Source organism: Microbacterium testaceum, from assembly GCF_003075375.1.
Taxonomy (GTDB): domain Bacteria; phylum Actinomycetota; class Actinomycetes; order Actinomycetales; family Microbacteriaceae; genus Microbacterium; species Microbacterium testaceum_E.
Genome location: NZ_QDFT01000016.1, coordinates 17247 through 32171, shown reverse-complemented (window position 1 = coordinate 32171; position 14925 = coordinate 17247). Strand labels below are relative to the sequence as shown.

17 protein-coding genes are annotated in these 14925 nt (G+C 71.2%); 10 read left to right on the top strand and 7 right to left on the bottom strand.

Annotation, left to right across the window (positions count from 1 at the left end):
- Positions 1-81 precede the first annotated feature (81 nt).
- Positions 82-3624: a TM0106 family RecB-like putative nuclease gene (locus tag DC432_RS08240; RefSeq protein ID WP_116537443.1), complete on the top strand. Its 3543-nt coding sequence runs from the start codon at positions 82-84 to the stop codon at positions 3622-3624.
- Positions 3625-3688: 64 nt separating this feature from the next.
- On the opposite strand, the gene upp is transcribed toward DC432_RS08240, so the two are convergent.
- A complete protein-coding gene (gene upp, locus DC432_RS08235) occupies positions 3689-4321 on the bottom strand; it encodes a uracil phosphoribosyltransferase (protein ID WP_056224019.1) in 633 nt (210 codons plus the stop codon).
- A 55-nt stretch (positions 4322-4376) separates the two neighbouring features.
- On the opposite strand from upp, the gene tadA reads away from it, so the two are divergent.
- Positions 4377-4838, top strand: coding sequence for a tRNA adenosine(34) deaminase TadA (gene tadA, locus DC432_RS08230; RefSeq protein WP_116537442.1), 462 nt, complete (start codon positions 4377-4379; stop codon positions 4836-4838).
- A gap of 86 nt (positions 4839-4924) precedes the next feature.
- On the opposite strand, the gene DC432_RS08225 is transcribed toward tadA, so the two are convergent.
- On the bottom strand, positions 4925-5854 hold the full coding sequence (locus tag DC432_RS08225) for an LLM class F420-dependent oxidoreductase (RefSeq protein ID WP_116537441.1): 930 nt from the start codon (positions 5852-5854) through the stop codon (positions 4925-4927).
- A gap of 36 nt (positions 5855-5890) precedes the next feature.
- Positions 5891-7003, bottom strand: coding sequence for an alpha/beta fold hydrolase (locus tag DC432_RS08220; protein WP_116537440.1), 1113 nt, complete (start codon positions 7001-7003; stop codon positions 5891-5893).
- 123 nt (positions 7004-7126) lie between these two features.
- On the opposite strand from DC432_RS08220, the gene proC reads away from it, so the two are divergent.
- Complete coding sequence (gene proC / locus DC432_RS08215) at positions 7127-7972, top strand: pyrroline-5-carboxylate reductase (RefSeq protein WP_116537439.1); 846 nt, start codon at positions 7127-7129, stop codon at positions 7970-7972.
- A gap of 1 nt (position 7973) precedes the next feature.
- A complete protein-coding gene (locus DC432_RS08210) occupies positions 7974-8261 on the top strand; it encodes a DUF1905 domain-containing protein (RefSeq protein ID WP_116537438.1) in 288 nt (95 codons plus the stop codon).
- 27 nt (positions 8262-8288) lie between these two features.
- On the opposite strand, the gene DC432_RS08205 is transcribed toward DC432_RS08210, so the two are convergent.
- Positions 8289-8960 carry a potassium channel family protein gene (locus tag DC432_RS08205; protein ID WP_076677413.1) on the bottom strand — a complete coding sequence of 224 codons (672 nt, stop codon included), beginning with the start codon at positions 8958-8960 and terminating at the stop codon, positions 8289-8291.
- On the bottom strand, positions 8953-10356 hold the full coding sequence (locus DC432_RS08200; protein ID WP_243393077.1) for a TrkH family potassium uptake protein: 1404 nt from the start codon (positions 10354-10356) through the stop codon (positions 8953-8955). The genes DC432_RS08205 and DC432_RS08200 overlap by 8 nt, the downstream gene beginning before the upstream one ends.
- A 107-nt stretch (positions 10357-10463) precedes the next feature.
- Here DC432_RS08200 and DC432_RS08195 point away from each other — a divergent pair, with 107 nt between their 5' ends.
- The 6 genes from DC432_RS08195 (at position 10464) to DC432_RS08170 (ending at position 12371) form a co-directional block, all read left to right on the top strand.
- Complete coding sequence (locus DC432_RS08195; protein WP_116537436.1) at positions 10464-10859, top strand: ArsR/SmtB family transcription factor; 396 nt, start codon at positions 10464-10466, stop codon at positions 10857-10859.
- 140 nt (positions 10860-10999) lie between these two features.
- Entirely contained in the window at positions 11000-11191 is a 192-nt protein-coding gene (locus tag DC432_RS08190) for a helix-turn-helix domain-containing protein (RefSeq protein WP_108318458.1), read from the top strand.
- A gap of 82 nt (positions 11192-11273) precedes the next feature.
- The gene (locus DC432_RS08185; protein ID WP_003792170.1) at positions 11274-11372 is read left to right on the top strand and encodes a 30S ribosomal protein bS22; all 99 of its coding nucleotides are present in this window, start codon (positions 11274-11276) and stop codon (positions 11370-11372) included.
- 99 nt (positions 11373-11471) lie between these two features.
- On the top strand, positions 11472-11765 hold the full coding sequence (locus tag DC432_RS08180; RefSeq protein WP_108318456.1) for a rhodanese-like domain-containing protein: 294 nt from the start codon (positions 11472-11474) through the stop codon (positions 11763-11765).
- A gap of 28 nt (positions 11766-11793) precedes the next feature.
- The gene (locus DC432_RS08175; protein ID WP_108318474.1) at positions 11794-12072 is read left to right on the top strand and encodes a glutaredoxin family protein; all 279 of its coding nucleotides are present in this window, start codon (positions 11794-11796) and stop codon (positions 12070-12072) included.
- Complete coding sequence (locus DC432_RS08170; protein ID WP_108318454.1) at positions 12069-12371, top strand: Dabb family protein; 303 nt, start codon at positions 12069-12071, stop codon at positions 12369-12371. The genes DC432_RS08175 and DC432_RS08170 overlap by 4 nt, the downstream gene beginning before the upstream one ends.
- Before the next feature lie 36 nt (positions 12372-12407).
- On the opposite strand, the gene DC432_RS08165 is transcribed toward DC432_RS08170, so the two are convergent.
- Positions 12408-13475 (bottom strand): ABC transporter ATP-binding protein, encoded by a 1068-nt coding sequence (locus tag DC432_RS08165; RefSeq protein ID WP_116537435.1) that lies wholly within the window; start codon positions 13473-13475, stop codon positions 12408-12410.
- A gap of 84 nt (positions 13476-13559) precedes the next feature.
- A complete protein-coding gene (gene aspS, locus DC432_RS08160) occupies positions 13560-14897 on the bottom strand; it encodes an aspartate--tRNA(Asn) ligase (RefSeq protein ID WP_116537434.1) in 1338 nt (445 codons plus the stop codon).
- Between the last annotated feature and the right edge of the window lie 28 nt (positions 14898-14925).

Here is a 14925-nt window from a genome sequence, read left to right as displayed (position 1 = left end):
CCGCGGCATCCCCTCGTCCCGACGGGGTTCGGAGCGGATGCCGCACGCCGATGTCGGTGGCCCCGATTAGCGTGGGACACCATGCGGTACATCGAGCAAGACGGGCGGATCGTCTGGAGCGCCAGCGACCTCAAGGCGGCGGCCGAGTGCGAGTTCGCCTGGCTGCGGGCGATCGACGCCAAGGTCGGGCGCATCGCCGCCGTCGACGACCCCGAGGACGCCACGCTCGAGCGGGCCGCGCGTCTGGGCACGGCCCACGAGGTGCGGGTGCTCGAGCGGTACCGCGAACGCCTGGGCGACGCGGTGCGCGAGATCCCCGCGGCCCGCTCGTCCGACGCCGCGGCGCTCGCCGAGGCGGTGCGTCTCACCGACGAGGCGCTGTCCGACCCCGACGCCGAGGTCGTCTATCAGGCCGCCTTCGCGACCGACGAGTTCGTGGGCTTCGCCGACTTCCTCGTCCGTTCGCCGTCCGCCGACCCCGGCGGGGTGCGGCCCTGGATCGTGCAGGACACCAAGCTCGCGCGCCGCGCGCGCGTCACGGCGCTCATGCAGCTCGCGGCCTACGTCGACCAGCTCGATCGGCTCGGCGTCCCGCGCGCCGACGAGGTGCAGCTGCTGCTCGGCGACGGCACGACGAGCACGCACCGCGTCGACGACCTGCTGCCGGTGTTCGAGCTGCGCCGAGCGCGCCTGCGCGCCCTCATCGCCGACCGGCGGGTGGGCCTCGGCGCCGCCGGACCCGTCATCGCCTGGGGCGACGCGCGGGACGAGCTCGACGTGATCGCCTGCGGCCGCTGCGCCACCTGCGAGATCGAGGTGGTGGCTCACCGCGACCTGCTGCTGGTCGCCGGGATGCGGCCGGTCCAGCGCGAACGTCTGCGCGCCGCGGGTGTCTCGACGATCGACGCGCTCGCGGCGGCCGTGCAGGCTCCGGCGGCCATGAGCGCCGACACCTTCGCGTCGCTGCGCACGCAGGCGCGCCTGCAGCTCGAGAGCCCGGCGGGCGTGCCGTCCGACGAGGCGCCGCTGCACGCCGTCCCGACGTTCGAGGTCGTCGCGCCGAAGTCCCTGGGCGTGCTCCCGCGCCCCGACCACGGCGACCTGTTCTTCGATTTCGAGGGCGATCCCCTTTACACCGAGGGGGCGGGCGAGCACTGGGGCATCGACTACCTCTTCGGGTGGGTCGACACCCGCGAGGTGTACGGCCGCCTGTGGGCGCACACCTTCGACGAAGAGCGGGCGGCCCTCGAGCGTTTCCTCGACATGGTCGCGCTGCGGCGCCGGCAGTACCCCGGCATGCACATCTACCACTACGCCCCGTACGAGCCCACGCACCTGCTCACCATGGCGGCGCGCTATGGGGTGCGCGAGGCCGACGTCGACCGTCTCCTGCGCGACGGCGTCTTCGTCGACCTGTACCCCGTCGTCCGGCGGGCGCTGCGGGTGGGGTCGCGGTCCTACTCGATCAAGAAGCTCGAGCCGCTGTACATGGGCGACGAGGTGCGCACGAGCGACGTGCAGCGCGGCGACGATTCGATCGTGAAGTACGTCGAGGCGCGGGCGCTCGCCGCCGACGGCGACGACGCGGGCGCTGAACGCGTCCTCGACGACCTCGCCGACTACAACCGCTACGACTGCGTCTCGACCCGCCGTCTGCGCGACTGGCTGGTCGACCGCGCGCGCGAGTGCGGAGCCGTCCCCGCGCGCAGCGCCGAACCCGACGAGCAGGCCTACGAACCGTCCCCCCGCGCCACCGCCCTCCACCGCTGGGCGGCGGATGCCGTCGAGCCCGACGCGACGGCGCTGCGCCTCGCCTCCGCGGCGATCGACTACTACCCGCGCGAAGAGAAGACCTACTGGGCGACCCACTTCCTGCGCCTGCGCGAGCCGCTGTCGGTGTGGGAAGAGACCCGTGACGTGGTCGTGGTCGACGCGGCGCGCTCGCGCGTGGTGACCGACTGGCACATCGCCGAGTCGGGACGCGGTTCCGAGCGACGACTCGTCGAGCTGCGCGGCGAGGTCGCCCCCGGAACCCGGCTGAGTGCGGATGCCGAACCCTTCGCCGTCTACGACCTGCCCGCCCCCTTCCCGCTCGACACCCGCCCGCGGTGGATCCACGGCGCGCGACGGGTGACCGTGCGCGAGGTGCTCGATGACGGCGCGATCATCGAAGAGGTCGCCGCCGACGGCGTCACGTGGGACGAGCTGCCCCTCGCCCTCACTCCGCCCGCGCCGCCGCGCGCGGGCAATCAGCAGAAGGCCATCGATGCCTGGGCCGACGCCGTGCTGGCCGCGGCACCGACGCTGCCCGCCGGTCCCGCCGCCGACATCCTGCGTCGGGTGCCCCCGCGCACCCGCTCGGGCACGCTCGCTCCGGTGACCGCCGTCGACGGGTCGGACGGCGATGACGAGGTCACCGCGATCGCGCGCAGCGTGGCCGATCTCGACCACAGCTACCTCGCGGTGCAGGGCCCCCCGGGTACGGGCAAGACCTACGTCGGCTCGCACGTCATCGCGCGATTGGTCGCGGAGCGCGGGTACCGCATCGGCGTCGTCGCGCAGTCGCACGCCACCATCGAGCACATGCTCGAGCAGGTCATCGCGGCGGGGGTGCCGGCATCCCGGGTCGGAAAAGCACCGAAAGACACCGCCGCGCCGCACGCGTTCACGGTGCTGCCCAAGAACGGCGTCGCGGCCTTCACCGCAGAGAACGCGGCGCACGGGTTCGTCGTCGGGGGCACGGCGTGGGACTTCAGCCACGAGGCGCGGATCCCGCGCGGCAGCCTCGACCTTCTGGTGATCGACGAGGCCGGACAGTTCTCGCTGGCCTCCACCATCGCGGTCTCGCTCGCCGCCCAGCGACTCCTGCTGCTGGGCGACCCCCAGCAGTTGCCCCAGGTCAGCCAGGGCACCCACCCCGAACCCGTCGACACCTCAGCTCTCGGGTGGATCATCGACGGAGCCGAGGTCGTGCCCGTCGAGCTCGGGTACTTCCTCGCCCGCACGCGCCGCATGCACCCGGCCGTGGCGGGCCCCGTGTCGCGCCTGTCGTACGAGGGTCGTCTGGCCGCGCACCCCTCGACCGCGCTGCGCCACCTCGACGGCGTCGATCCGGGCGTCCACGTGGTGCCGGTGCGTCACGCCGGCAACGCGACCTTCTCGGTCGAAGAAGCCGACGAGGTCGCTCGGCTGGTCGCCGACCTCGTCGGCCGCGAGTGGACCGGTGCCGAGGGCGGAACAGGAGACACGGCGATCCCGCACGTGCCGCGGACGCTGCGTCCCGACGACATCATCGTCATCACGCCCTACAACGCCCAGCAGGTCGCGGTCGAAGAGGCCCTCGCGGCCGCCGGCTTCGCGGACGTGCCGGTCGGGACGGTCGACCGCTTCCAGGGCAAAGAGGCGGTGGTCGCCATCCTCACGCTCGCGGCGTCATCCGGGCGCGAGGCCCCGCGCGGGCTGGAGTTCCTGCTCTTACGCAACCGCATCAACGTCGCGATCTCGCGCGCGATGCAGGCCGCCTACGTCGTCTACTCGCCGGCGTTGCTCGACGACCTGCCGCGCACGCCCGAGGGGGTCGCCCGCTTGAGCGGGTTCGCACGCCTGGTGCAGCAGAGGGGCTGAGCCGCCCCCCGGCGCGCCGCCCGCTGGCGCTCCGCCCCCGGCGCGCCGGCCCCGGCGCTCCGCCTCAGGCCGTGCCGTAGAGGCGGTCGCCCGCGTCACCCAGGCCGGGCACGATGTAGCCCTTCTCGTTCAGACGCTCGTCGACGGCGCCGAGCACGAGGGTCACGTCATGTCCCTCGACCTGCTTCTCGATCGCCGCGACGCCCTCGGGGGCGCCCAGCAGGCAGATGGCGGTGACGTCCTGCGCGCCGCGCGCGAAGAGGAAGTTGATCGCCGCACCCAGCGACCCGCCCGTGGCGAGCATCGGGTCGAGGACGAAGCACTGGCGGTCGCTGAGGTCGTCGGGCAGGCGCTCGGCGTACGTGGTGGGCTCGAACGTCTCTTCATCGCGCACCATGCCGAGGAAGCCGACCTCGGCGGTGGGGAGCAGCTTCACCATGCCCTCGAGCATGCCCAGGCCGGCGCGGAGGATCGGGACGACGATCGGGCGCGGCTCGCTGATCTTGACGCCCATGGTCGTGGTGACGGGGGTCTGGATCTCGATGGGGTCGACCCGGACGTTGCGCGTCGCCTCGTAGGCCAGCAGCGTCACGAGTTCTTCGGTGAGCTGTCGGAACACCGGCGATGACGTCTGCACGTCGCGCAGCACGGTGAGCTTGTGGGTGATGAGCGGGTGGTCGGCGACGTGGACACGCATAGGCTCAAGGCTAACCGCTTCCCCTGTCCGCCACCGCCTCGTTCTCTGGAGCCCGATGACCCCGACCGACCGCGACCTCGCGGCGATGCGGCACGCGTTCGCTCTCGCCGACGCCGCGTCGGCCGACGGCGACGTCCCGGTGGGGGCGGTCGTGATCGACGCGGCGGGACGGGTGATCGGCGAGGGGCGCAACCTGCGCGAGGTCACGCACGATCCCACCGCGCACGCCGAGGTCGTCGCGTTGCGTGCGGCGGCGGCCCGGGTCGGCTCGTGGCATCTCGCGGACTGCACGCTCGTCGTCACGCTCGAACCGTGCGTCATGTGCGCGGGGGCGATCCTGCAGGCGCGCGTGCCGCGGGTCGTGTTCGGATCCTGGGATGCCAAGGCCGGAGCCGCCGGGTCGATGTACGACGTCCTGCGCGACCGCCGCCTGCCCCACCGTGTCGAGGTGGTCGGCGGCGTCGACGAGCAACGCGCCGCGGCGCAGCTGCGGGCGTTCTTCGATCCGCGGCGCTGACGCGCGTCGGTCTGCCGCGGAGCCGCGCGCCGAGCCGACGCCGATCAGTGCTGCGCGACCCGCGCCGTCCCCGGGGATGCCGCCCCTCAGCGCGGCAGCAGCGGCAGGACCTCGGCGCCGACGAGGTCGGCGTGCTCGACGTCGCGGAGGTCCATCAGCTGGAAGTACACGCGTTCGGCGCCCAGGGCGCGCAGGCGCTCGACCTTCTCGGCCACCTGGGCGGGTGTGCCGATGATGTTGGCCCCGTCGTCGAACTGGGCGCGCGTGCGTCCGATCGCCGCGGCGCGGCGGTCGATCTCGGCATCGTCGCGCCCCACGATCGTCGGCAGCGCGACCGACAGCTTCAGCGTCGCGGGGTCGCGCCCCTCGGCCTCGCACGCGGCGCGGACGACGGCGAACTTCTCGGCCACCACGTCCTCGGCGACGAAGCCGATGTTGAACTCGGTGGCGTACCGCGCGGCGAGGGCCGGGGTGCGCTTCGGGCCGCCGCCGCCCACGATCACGGGCACCCGTGACTGCGTCGGCTTCGGCAGCGCCGGCGCCTCGTCGAGACGGTAGTGCGCGCCGTCGAAGCTGAAGGTCTCGGCATCCGGGGTCTGCCACAGGCCCGTCACGACCTGGAGCTGCTCTTCGAGCAGGTCGAATCTCTTCGCGGGGAACGGGATGCCGTAGGCGGCGTGCTCGCGTTCGAACCACCCCGTACCGAGTCCGAGTTCGGCGCGCCCGCCCGACATCGCGTCGACCTGGGCGACCTGGATCGCCAGGATCGAGGGGACGCGGTAGGTGACCGACGACACCAGGGTGCCCAGTCGGATGCGCGAGGTCTCGCGCGCGAGACCGGCGAGCGTGGTCCAGGCATCGGTGGGGCCGGGGCGCGGGTCGCCCTCGCCCATCCGCAGGTAGTGGTCGGAGCGGAAGAAGCCGTCCAGGCCGTGCCGCTCCGCCGACCGGGCGAACGCCAGCTGATCGTCGTAGGTGAAGCCCTGCTGGGGCTCGGTGAACAGGCAGTACTCCACGGGGGCCTCCGGGGGTGGGAGAAGGGATGCCGGGCGTCAGTCGGCGGAGCGCAGGATGATCGCCTCGGTGGGCGGCGCGGGATCGGCGGGGCGGCCGACGTAGCCGATGTGGGTGAGCAGCGCGCGGCGAAACTGCGCCGGGCGCTCGAGGTGGACGGAATGCCCGGCGCCCTCGACGGCGACCTCGGTCACCTCGCCGCCTTTGTCGGCGTAGGTGGCCAGCACGTCGCGGGTCTGCGACACCATCGGCTGCGCGGGGGCCACCTCGGCGCCGGGCCAGCCCGGGACGACGCCGAGCGAGCCGAGGTGGTTGAGGTCGTAGAACGACGTGTCCGAGACGATCGCGTCGGCGGTGCCGTGGATCCACAGGATCGGGGGCTTGGGGTCGAGGTCGACGATGCCGGACACGTCGAAGTACTTCGGGGCCAGCGAGTTCAGCACCCCGATCGTGCCCGGGGCGAAGCCGGGCCACGTCTCGGTCGCGACCGAGTCCCCGGGGTAGTTCCCCCCGGCGGTCGAGGTGGTGAGCATCGACTCGACCCAGACGTCCTCGTGCGCGCTCTCGTACCCCGCGGCCACGTAGCCCGAACGGAAAACCGACCGGGGCGAGGTCGGGGCGACGGCGGTGGTGTCGTGGTCGATGAGGCGCTGCACGAAGTCGGCGTTCGCGGCGCCCGCGCCGGTGCCGGCGTCGTCGTGGTTGAGGCGCGATCCGTCGCGGCGGGTGCCGCCGAAGCCGTAGGGCGAGACGGGCGCCTGCAGCGTGAGCGAGCGCACGGGGTGGTCGAGCGCGTACTGCAGGACGACCCCGCCGCCCATCGACCAGCCGACGAGGTGGGCCTCGGGGATCTCGAGCGCCTGCAGCGTCGCGTGCAGGTCGTCGCTGAAGTCGCGTACGCCGCGGGTGGCGTCGATGGGGGTGTGCTCGGTGCGACCGAAGCCGCGCAGGTCGACGGCGAGCACGCGCAGGTCGCTCGGCAGGTCCTGCATGATCTCCTGCCAGAACAGCGAGGACGACACGTTGCCGTGCACGAAGACGACCGTGTGGTCGGGGCTCGTGGCGGGGTCGTCCCCCGCTCGCTCGAGCACGTTCACACCCAGCCGGTCGGTCTCGACCAGGCGCGCGCTGATGCCGTCGAAGAGAGTCATGGGGGTCCTCCGTGTCGCTCGCCGGTGCCCCGGTACACCGGTTTCCGACTCTAACGCGCACCCCTGTGCACCGCATGCGGGCTTGCCCGGCGGGGCCGGATCCTGCTTCGTACACTGGAGGGCATGACGGATGCCACGACCTCCCTGCCCCCTATCGCGATCCTCGGAGCGGGCTCGATGGGAGGGGCCATCCTGCGCGGTCTCGTCGCCGCGGGTCTCACCGACGGCGGGGTCATCGCGACCAATCGCTCGATCGCGAAGGCCGCCGAGCTGGCCGAGCTCGAGGGGGTCACGAGCGTCGCGCTCGAGGCGCACCCGGCGGGCAACACCGACGCCGTCGCCGCGTCCGACATCGTGCTCGTCGGGGTCAAGCCCGCCATGGTCCCCGACCTGCTCGCCGAGATCGCGCCGCACCTGCGCCCGGGGGCGATCGTGGTCAGCCTCGCCGCGGGCGTGACCCTCGACACCTTCGGGCGGCACCTGGGCGACGACGTGGCGACGCTGCGATCGATGCCCAACACGCCCTCGCTCGTGGGCAAGGGCGTCACCGGCCTGGCCGCTGGCCCCGCGGCCTCGGCCGACGACGTCGCGGTGGTCCGAGCGCTGTTCGAAACGGTCGGAGCCGTGCTCGAGGTCCCCGAGTCGCAGATCGACGCGCTGTCGACGATCTCGGGCTCCGGCCCGGCCTACGTCTTCCTGCTCATCGAGGAGTTCACGCGCGCCGCCGTGCGGATGGGATTCGACGACGAGCAGGCGCGCCTGCTGGCGCAGCAGACCTTCATCGGCGCGACGACCCTGCTCGACTCCGCCGACGTCGATCCCGCCGAGCTGCGCCGCCGTGTCACCAGCCCCAAGGGCACGACCGAGCGCGCCGTGGCCGTGCTGCAGTCCGCGCACCTCGACGACGTGTTCACCGCCGGCGCCGAGGCGGCCCTGGCCCGCGCGAAAGAGCTGGCCGCCGGGAGCTGAGATGCGGCTGCGCTTCTCGGGATCGATCTGGTACTGGCGCGGGCCCGCGCCGTACCACTTCGTCACGGTGCCGCCCGCGGAGGCGGCGATGATCGCCGAGATCGCGCCCGTGGTGACCTACGGCTGGGGCATGATCCCGGCATCCGTCACGATCGGGTCGACGACGGCGACCACCTCGCTGTGGCCGAAGGACGGCGGTTACGTCGTGCCCGTCAAGAAGGCCCTGCAGGATGCCGAGGGCCTCGCCGTGGACGACGTGGTCGACGTCGCGCTCGACATCGACGCCTGACGTCCCGCCGGGGCCGCGCTCGGCGCGTCAGCGGTCGAGTGCGGCGAACCGTTCGATGTCGCTGTTGGTACCCGACACGATGATGAGGTCGTGATTGGTGACGACGGTGTTCGCCTCGGCGTAGCGGAACGGCCGCCCCGGGCTCTTGACCCCGACGACGGTCACGTTGTACTTCGAGCGCACGCCCGACTCGTTCAGGCCCACGCCGCGGACGAGCTTGGGCGGATACATCTTGGCCAGCACGAAGTCGTCGTCGAAGCGGATGAAGTCCAGCATCCGTCCGCTCACCAGGTGCGCGACGCGTTCGCCGGCCTCGGCCTCGGGGTAGATGACGTGGTTGGCGCCGACGCGGGCCAGGATCTTGCCGTGCGACTGCGAGACGGCCTTCGCCCAGATCTGGGGGACCTTGAGGTCGACGAGGTTGGCGGTGATGAGCACCGAGGCTTCGATGAGCGAGCCGACCGCGACGACCGCGACCTGGAAGTCCTGCGCGCCGATCTGGCGGAGCGCGTCGATGTTGCGGGCGTCGGCCTGGACGGCGTGCGTGACGCGCTCCGACCACTTCTGCACGAGTTCGAGATTGCCGTCGACGGCGAGCACCTCGCGGTCGAGGCGGTCGAGCTCACCGGCGCATGCGGCGCCGAAGCGACCGAGTCCGATCACCAGGACGGGCGCGTCACTGCGGATGCGTTCAACCAACGATGGGCCTTTCCACGGGGAGCGCGTACAGCTGCGATCGGGACGAGGCAGCCACTGCGGCGGCGAGTGTCACTGTACCAATGCGACCCATGAACATCGTGGCCGCCATGACGTAGACCGCCGGGTCGGGGAGCTCCGCCGTCAGACCGGTCGACAGGCCCACGGTGGCGAAGCCCGAGACGACGTCGAAGAGGACGTATTCGATGGGCGCGTCGGTGATGCGGCTGATCGTCACGGTCGACACGGCGACGATCGTCGCTCCCCACGCCACGACCGAGAGTGCGACGCGCTGGACGTCGCTGGGGATGCGGCGGCCGAACGCCTGGACCGAGGGGCGGCCCTTCGCCTCCGAGAACACCGCGAGGGCGAGGACGGCGAGGGTCGTGACCTTGATGCCGCCCGCGGTGGATGCCGACCCCCCGCCCACGAACATGAGCATCGACCCGACGATGAGCGTCGCGCCGTTCAGGTCGCCGATGTTGATGACGCTGAAGCCGCCCGAGCGCGTCATGGCCGAGAGGAAGAACGCCTGGAACGTGGTGTCCCACGCGTCCATGCTGCCGAAGGTCAGGGGGTTGTCGTATTCCAGAAGCAGAATGACGCCCGCGCCGACGACGAAGAGAACGACGGTGGTGATGATCGTCAACTTGGCGTGCAGCGACCACAGGCGGAACCGCCAGTAGTGGCGCCACAGCGTGAAGATGACGGGGAAGCCGATCGAGCCCAGGAACACGCCCGCCATCAGCACCGTCAGCAGGAAGTAGTCCTGCGAGAACGGGGTGAGGCCGTCGGCGTTCGGCACGAAGCCGGTGTTGGTGAAGGCCATCGCCGCGTAGTACGGCGCCTCCCACAGGGCGACCAGCGGATCGATGCCGCCCACGATCAACGACGGATAGATCAGCACCGTCAAGGCCGCCTCGATCACGAGGGTCGACAGGGCGACCGTGCGCAAGAGCTGGCCGACCTCGCCGAGGCGCACGGTCTGGCCCTCGTTGACCGGACCGCCGTGCGCGCGCAGCGGGTTGCTGTCGCCGGCGGCGATGAGCTTGGCGCGCAGACCCAGGCGCTTCGAGATGACCAGGCCGAGGATCGACGCGAGGGTCAGCACGCCGAGGGCGCCGACGTTCACGCCGATGTAGGTGATGACGTGTCCGAGCGGCGACCAGTCGGAATACATGTTGACCGTCGACAGGCCGGTGACGCAGATCGTGGACACCGCGGTGAAGAGGGCGTCGGCGAAGGGGATCCGCTCGCCGGTGGCCGACGCGGCCGGCAGCGAGAACAGCGCGGTGAACAGGGCGATGAGGGTCGCGAAGACGAGGACCGCGAAGCGGGCGGGGGATGCCGTGGTGAGATTGCGCAGCCGATCCCATGCCTCGTAAGCGATGCGTCGCATCCGGACGCGCCGTCGAGCCTCGTTCGGCGTCGCCGCCATGCGCCGCTCCTCTCGATGCGCGGACCCGAATCATGGTACTCGGGCCGACGCGCCGCTAATCTGATGCCATGGCGGACATCTTCGACGTGATCGCTGACGGAACGCGTCGCGACATCCTTCAGCTGCTGCTCGACCGGGCCACCGGGGGTGAGCGGGGGACGAGCGTCTCGCAGATCGTGGCGGCACTCGGCGTCAGCCAGCCGACCGTGTCGAAGCACCTCAAGGTGCTGCGCGAGGCCGAACTGGTCTCGGTCCGCGAAGAAGGTCAGCACCGCTACTACAGCCTCGCCGTCGCCCCTCTCGACGAGGTCGACGACTGGCTCGTGCCGTTCTTCTCTATCGACGAGGACACCGAGCCCGCGCTGCCCGAGTCGGCCGTCCACGCCGCCGAGGTGGTCGGCCGCGCCGCGGCCTCGGTCAAGCACTCGTTCTCGACCGCGCTGCGCAAGTTCCCCGGTCGATGAAGGCGAGGGATGCCGCCGCCCGCGGCATCCATGATGCACATCCGTCACAGAGGGCCCACAGGTTTACAGCCGTCTCGCGCAGACCCTAGAGTGTGCTCAGCATCAGAGGGTGAGTTCACCCGGAACGAGGGGTGAAAGCGATGGCCGAGCTGCCGGACGTGCGGTTCCTGACGGTCGCCGAGGTCGCCGAGCTCATGCGCGTCTCGAAGATGACGGTCTATCGTCTCGTGCATTCCGGAGAGCTCCCCGCGGTGCGCTTCGGACGCAGCTACCGTGTGCCGGAATCGGCGGTGGTCGAGGCTGTGCAGCGACCGGTGTCCGACGTCGGCTAGACTGATCCGAGGCTTTTTTCCAACGCCTGCTGTTCCCGGGGGCCGACATCGGCACCCAGACCCCGACTTAGTGAGGTTTTCCGTGGGTTCTGTCATCAAGAAGCGCCGTAAGCGCATGGCGAAGAAGAAGCACCGCAAGCTGCTTCGCAAGACTCGTCACCAGCGCCGCAACAAGAAGTAAGCGGCCACCACACCGAGCGCCTGTCCGAAGCGACGGGCGCTTCGTGTATGCGCCCGCGACCCGCGAGCGCGCCGTCCGTCCGTTCTCCCGGAGGTAAGCATGCAGTCCATCTCGGTCCACGACCTGCACGCGGGGCGCGAGCGTCCCCTCATCGACGTGCGCGAGGAGCACGAGTTCGCCGCCGGTCACGTGCCCGGCGCCGTCAACCTGCCCATGTCGACGCTGGGCGAGCACCTGGATGAGCTTCCGGGTGAGCCCTTCGACGTCATCTGCCAGCTCGGCGGCCGGTCGGCGCGCGTCGTCGAGGCGCTCACCGCCCGCGGACACGACGCCACCAACGTCGAGGGCGGCACGGGCGACTGGATCGCCGCGGGGTACGACGTCGAATCCTGATCCCGTCGCTGCTCCTAGGATGGAGAGCGTGACCACCCTCACGCTGATCGGCAAACCCGGATGCCATCTGTGCGACGTGGCCGAGCAGATCGTCGAGACGGTCGTCGCCGACCTTCCCGTGCGCGTCGCCGACCGCGTCGACATCGAGCAGGCCTCGATCGCCGAGGATGCCGAGCTGTACGCGCAGTGGTGGGAGAAGATCCCGGTCGTGCTCATCGACGGCGAGCTGCACGCGCACTGGCGCGTGTCCGCCGACCGCCTGCGTGCCGCGCTCCTCGCGGCAGACAAAGAAGGAGCCTCTTCGTGAGCATCCGCCACATCGTCCTCTGGAAGCTCGCGGCGGACGACGCCGACACGCGTGCCCTTCACGCCGAGCAGATCGCCGAGCGGTTGACGGCGCTGAAAGATGTGATCGACGAGATCCAGCACATCGAGGTCGGTCGCAACGTCGCCAATCCGCAGTCCAACTGGGACGTCGCCCTGGTCAGCGAGTTCGCCGACGTCGACGCCCTCGAGCGCTATCAGGTGCACCCGGCGCACCAGGAGGTGGCGGGGTTCGTGCGCTCCGTCGTGGCGGAGCGGTCCTCGGTCGACTACCCGTTCTGAGCCTCACCGACGCCGTCGGGGCGGTCGAGACGCCGTTCAGCCGATCGGTCGGACCGTCGCGGGAACGGGCGCGAGTGCGATCCGTACGGCGGCGCGATCCTCGAGCTTGAGCTCGGGGGCGTGCTCGATGACGACGCGCGACCCGTCCGTGGTCCGCACGGTCGAGCGGCGCACGCTGCCGAGGAAGGTCGACTCCTCGACCACGGCGTCCGTACCGGGGGAGTCCGGGGCCACCAGCACCACCTGCTCGGGGCGGACCACGACCTCGCAGTGGCCGTCGTGCGCGGCCTCGGCGAGCGGGAGTTCCTGCCCCCAGACCTCGACGACCGCGCCCTCGACGATGCCGGGCACCGCGCTCACCGGCCCGAGCACCTCGGCCACCGCCGCATCCGCAACGCGGGCGTAGACCTCGTCCGGGCCGCCCGCGGCGACGATGCGGCCGGCATCCATCACGACCAGCTCGTCGGCGACCGCCGCGGCTTCGGCCGTGTCGCGCGTCGCCCAGAGCGTGGTCACCCCGCGCTCGCGCAGCTCGCGGATCAGGGCGTCCCGCGTCTGCGCACGGGCGGTCGTGTGGAGCGCGGCGAGGGCGTCGTCGAGGACGAGGGCCCGCGGCCGGGTTGCGAGCACCCGGGCGATCGCCCACCGCTGTCGGTCTCCGTGCGACAGGCGGTGGACGTTGCGGTCGGCGGCGCCCAGCCCCATCAGCGCGCACAGGCGCTCGGTCTCGCCCGCGGGATCGGCGACCCCGGCATGACGAGAGGCGGCCACGATGGCCGCGCGCGCCCGACCGAACCGCGCGACGGGAGCCCGATCGCTCACCTCGGCGACGCGTGGCGCTGCGGGGCCGGTCCGACCCTCGATCTCGACCCTTCCGCTGTCGGGACGCTCGGCACCCGTCACGAGTCGCAGGAGCGTGGACGCCCCGCAGCCGGACGGACCGACGAAGGCGACGATGCGTCCCGCGTCGATCTCGAGATCGACGTCGCGCAGGATCGCGGTGCCCGCTCGGTCGCGGCTGACCGCGCGCAGAGAGATCGTCCACCCCGACGGGCGTCGCGCGTCAGCGGACGACGACGGATCCACGGGGACGATGGCGACCATGCGCCCACGCTAGATGCCGCCGATGACATGCGAACGCCCGGGGAGTGAACCCCGGGCGTCGCTGTACCGAATGTTTACGCCGGCTTACGGCGCGAGGCGCGTCGGGCCGCGGAAGAGGTAGGTGACCTCGCGGATCGACGACTCGCCGAGCATGAGCATGAGAACACGCGCCAGGCCCATGCCGAAACCGCCATGCGGGGGTGCGCCGAAGCGGAAGAAGTCGAGGTAGAAGTCGAGGTGCTCGGGGTCGAGACCCTTCTCTTTCGCCTGCTCGATCAGCACGTCGACGCGGTGCTCGCGCTGCGCACCCGTCGTGATCTCGACGCCGTTGAAGAGCAGGTCGTACGACTTGGTGAGCCCGGTCTCTTCGTCGCGCATGTGGTAGAACGCGCGGATCTCGGGGTGGTAGTCCGTGATGAAGACGAAGGGGTGGCCGAACGTCTCTCGCACGTGCGCGGCGATCTGCCGCTCGCCCTCGGGGTCGAGGTCGCCGTCGGTGCGGGGGATGTCGTACCCGCGCGCGGCGACGATCTCGCGGGCCTCGGCCAGCGGAATGCGCGGGAAAGGCACAGCCGGCACCTCGACCTCGACGCCGAAGAGCTCCTGGATCTCGGCGCCGTGCTTGTCGGCGACGGCCTGGAAGGCCGTGTGCAGCAGTTCCTCCTGCATGCGCGCGACATCTTCGTGCGAGTCGATCCAGCTGATCTCGGCGTCGATCGAGGTGAACTCGGTCGCGTGGCGGCTGGTGAACGAGGGGTCGGCGCGGAAGGCGGGGGCGATCTCGAAGATCTTCCCGAAGCCGGCGACCTGGGCCATCTGCTTGAAGAACTGCGGGCTCTGCGCGAGGTAGGCCGTCTTGTCCTCGAAGTACGGCACCTCGAACAGCTCGGCGTTGGACTCAGAGGGGGATGCCATCAGCTTGGGGGAGTGGATCTCGATGTAGTCGCGCTCCACCCAGTACGAGCGCATGGCGTGCTCGAGCGTCGTCTGCACGCGGAAGATGAGGTTGTTGCGACGCTGGCGCAGGTCGAGGAAACGCCAGTCCATGCGCTTGTCGGGGCTGCTGTCGGCCGCGATGGGCGTCTCGGGGTTCGCCGAGGCGGCGACCCGGAGCTCGCCGACCTTGATCTCGACGCCGCCGAGCTTCACGCGCTCGTCGTGCTTGAGCTCGCCGCGCACGGTCAGGAACGTGCCGGTGGCCAGGGCGCCGATCGTCTCGGTCAGCTCGAGGGCCTCGGCATCCTGTTCCACGTCCTCGGACGGACGCGTCGCGGGGTTCACGAGCTGGACCGCGCCGGTCTCGTCGCGAAGGACGACGAACTGCACCTTCTTCTGATCGCGGACGGTTTCGACCCAACCCGACACCTCGACGGGGCCGGCGGGGAGGGATTTCAGCTGGTTGACCAGGACGCGTTCGCTCACGATCGACCAGTCTACGTGCGCGACCCGC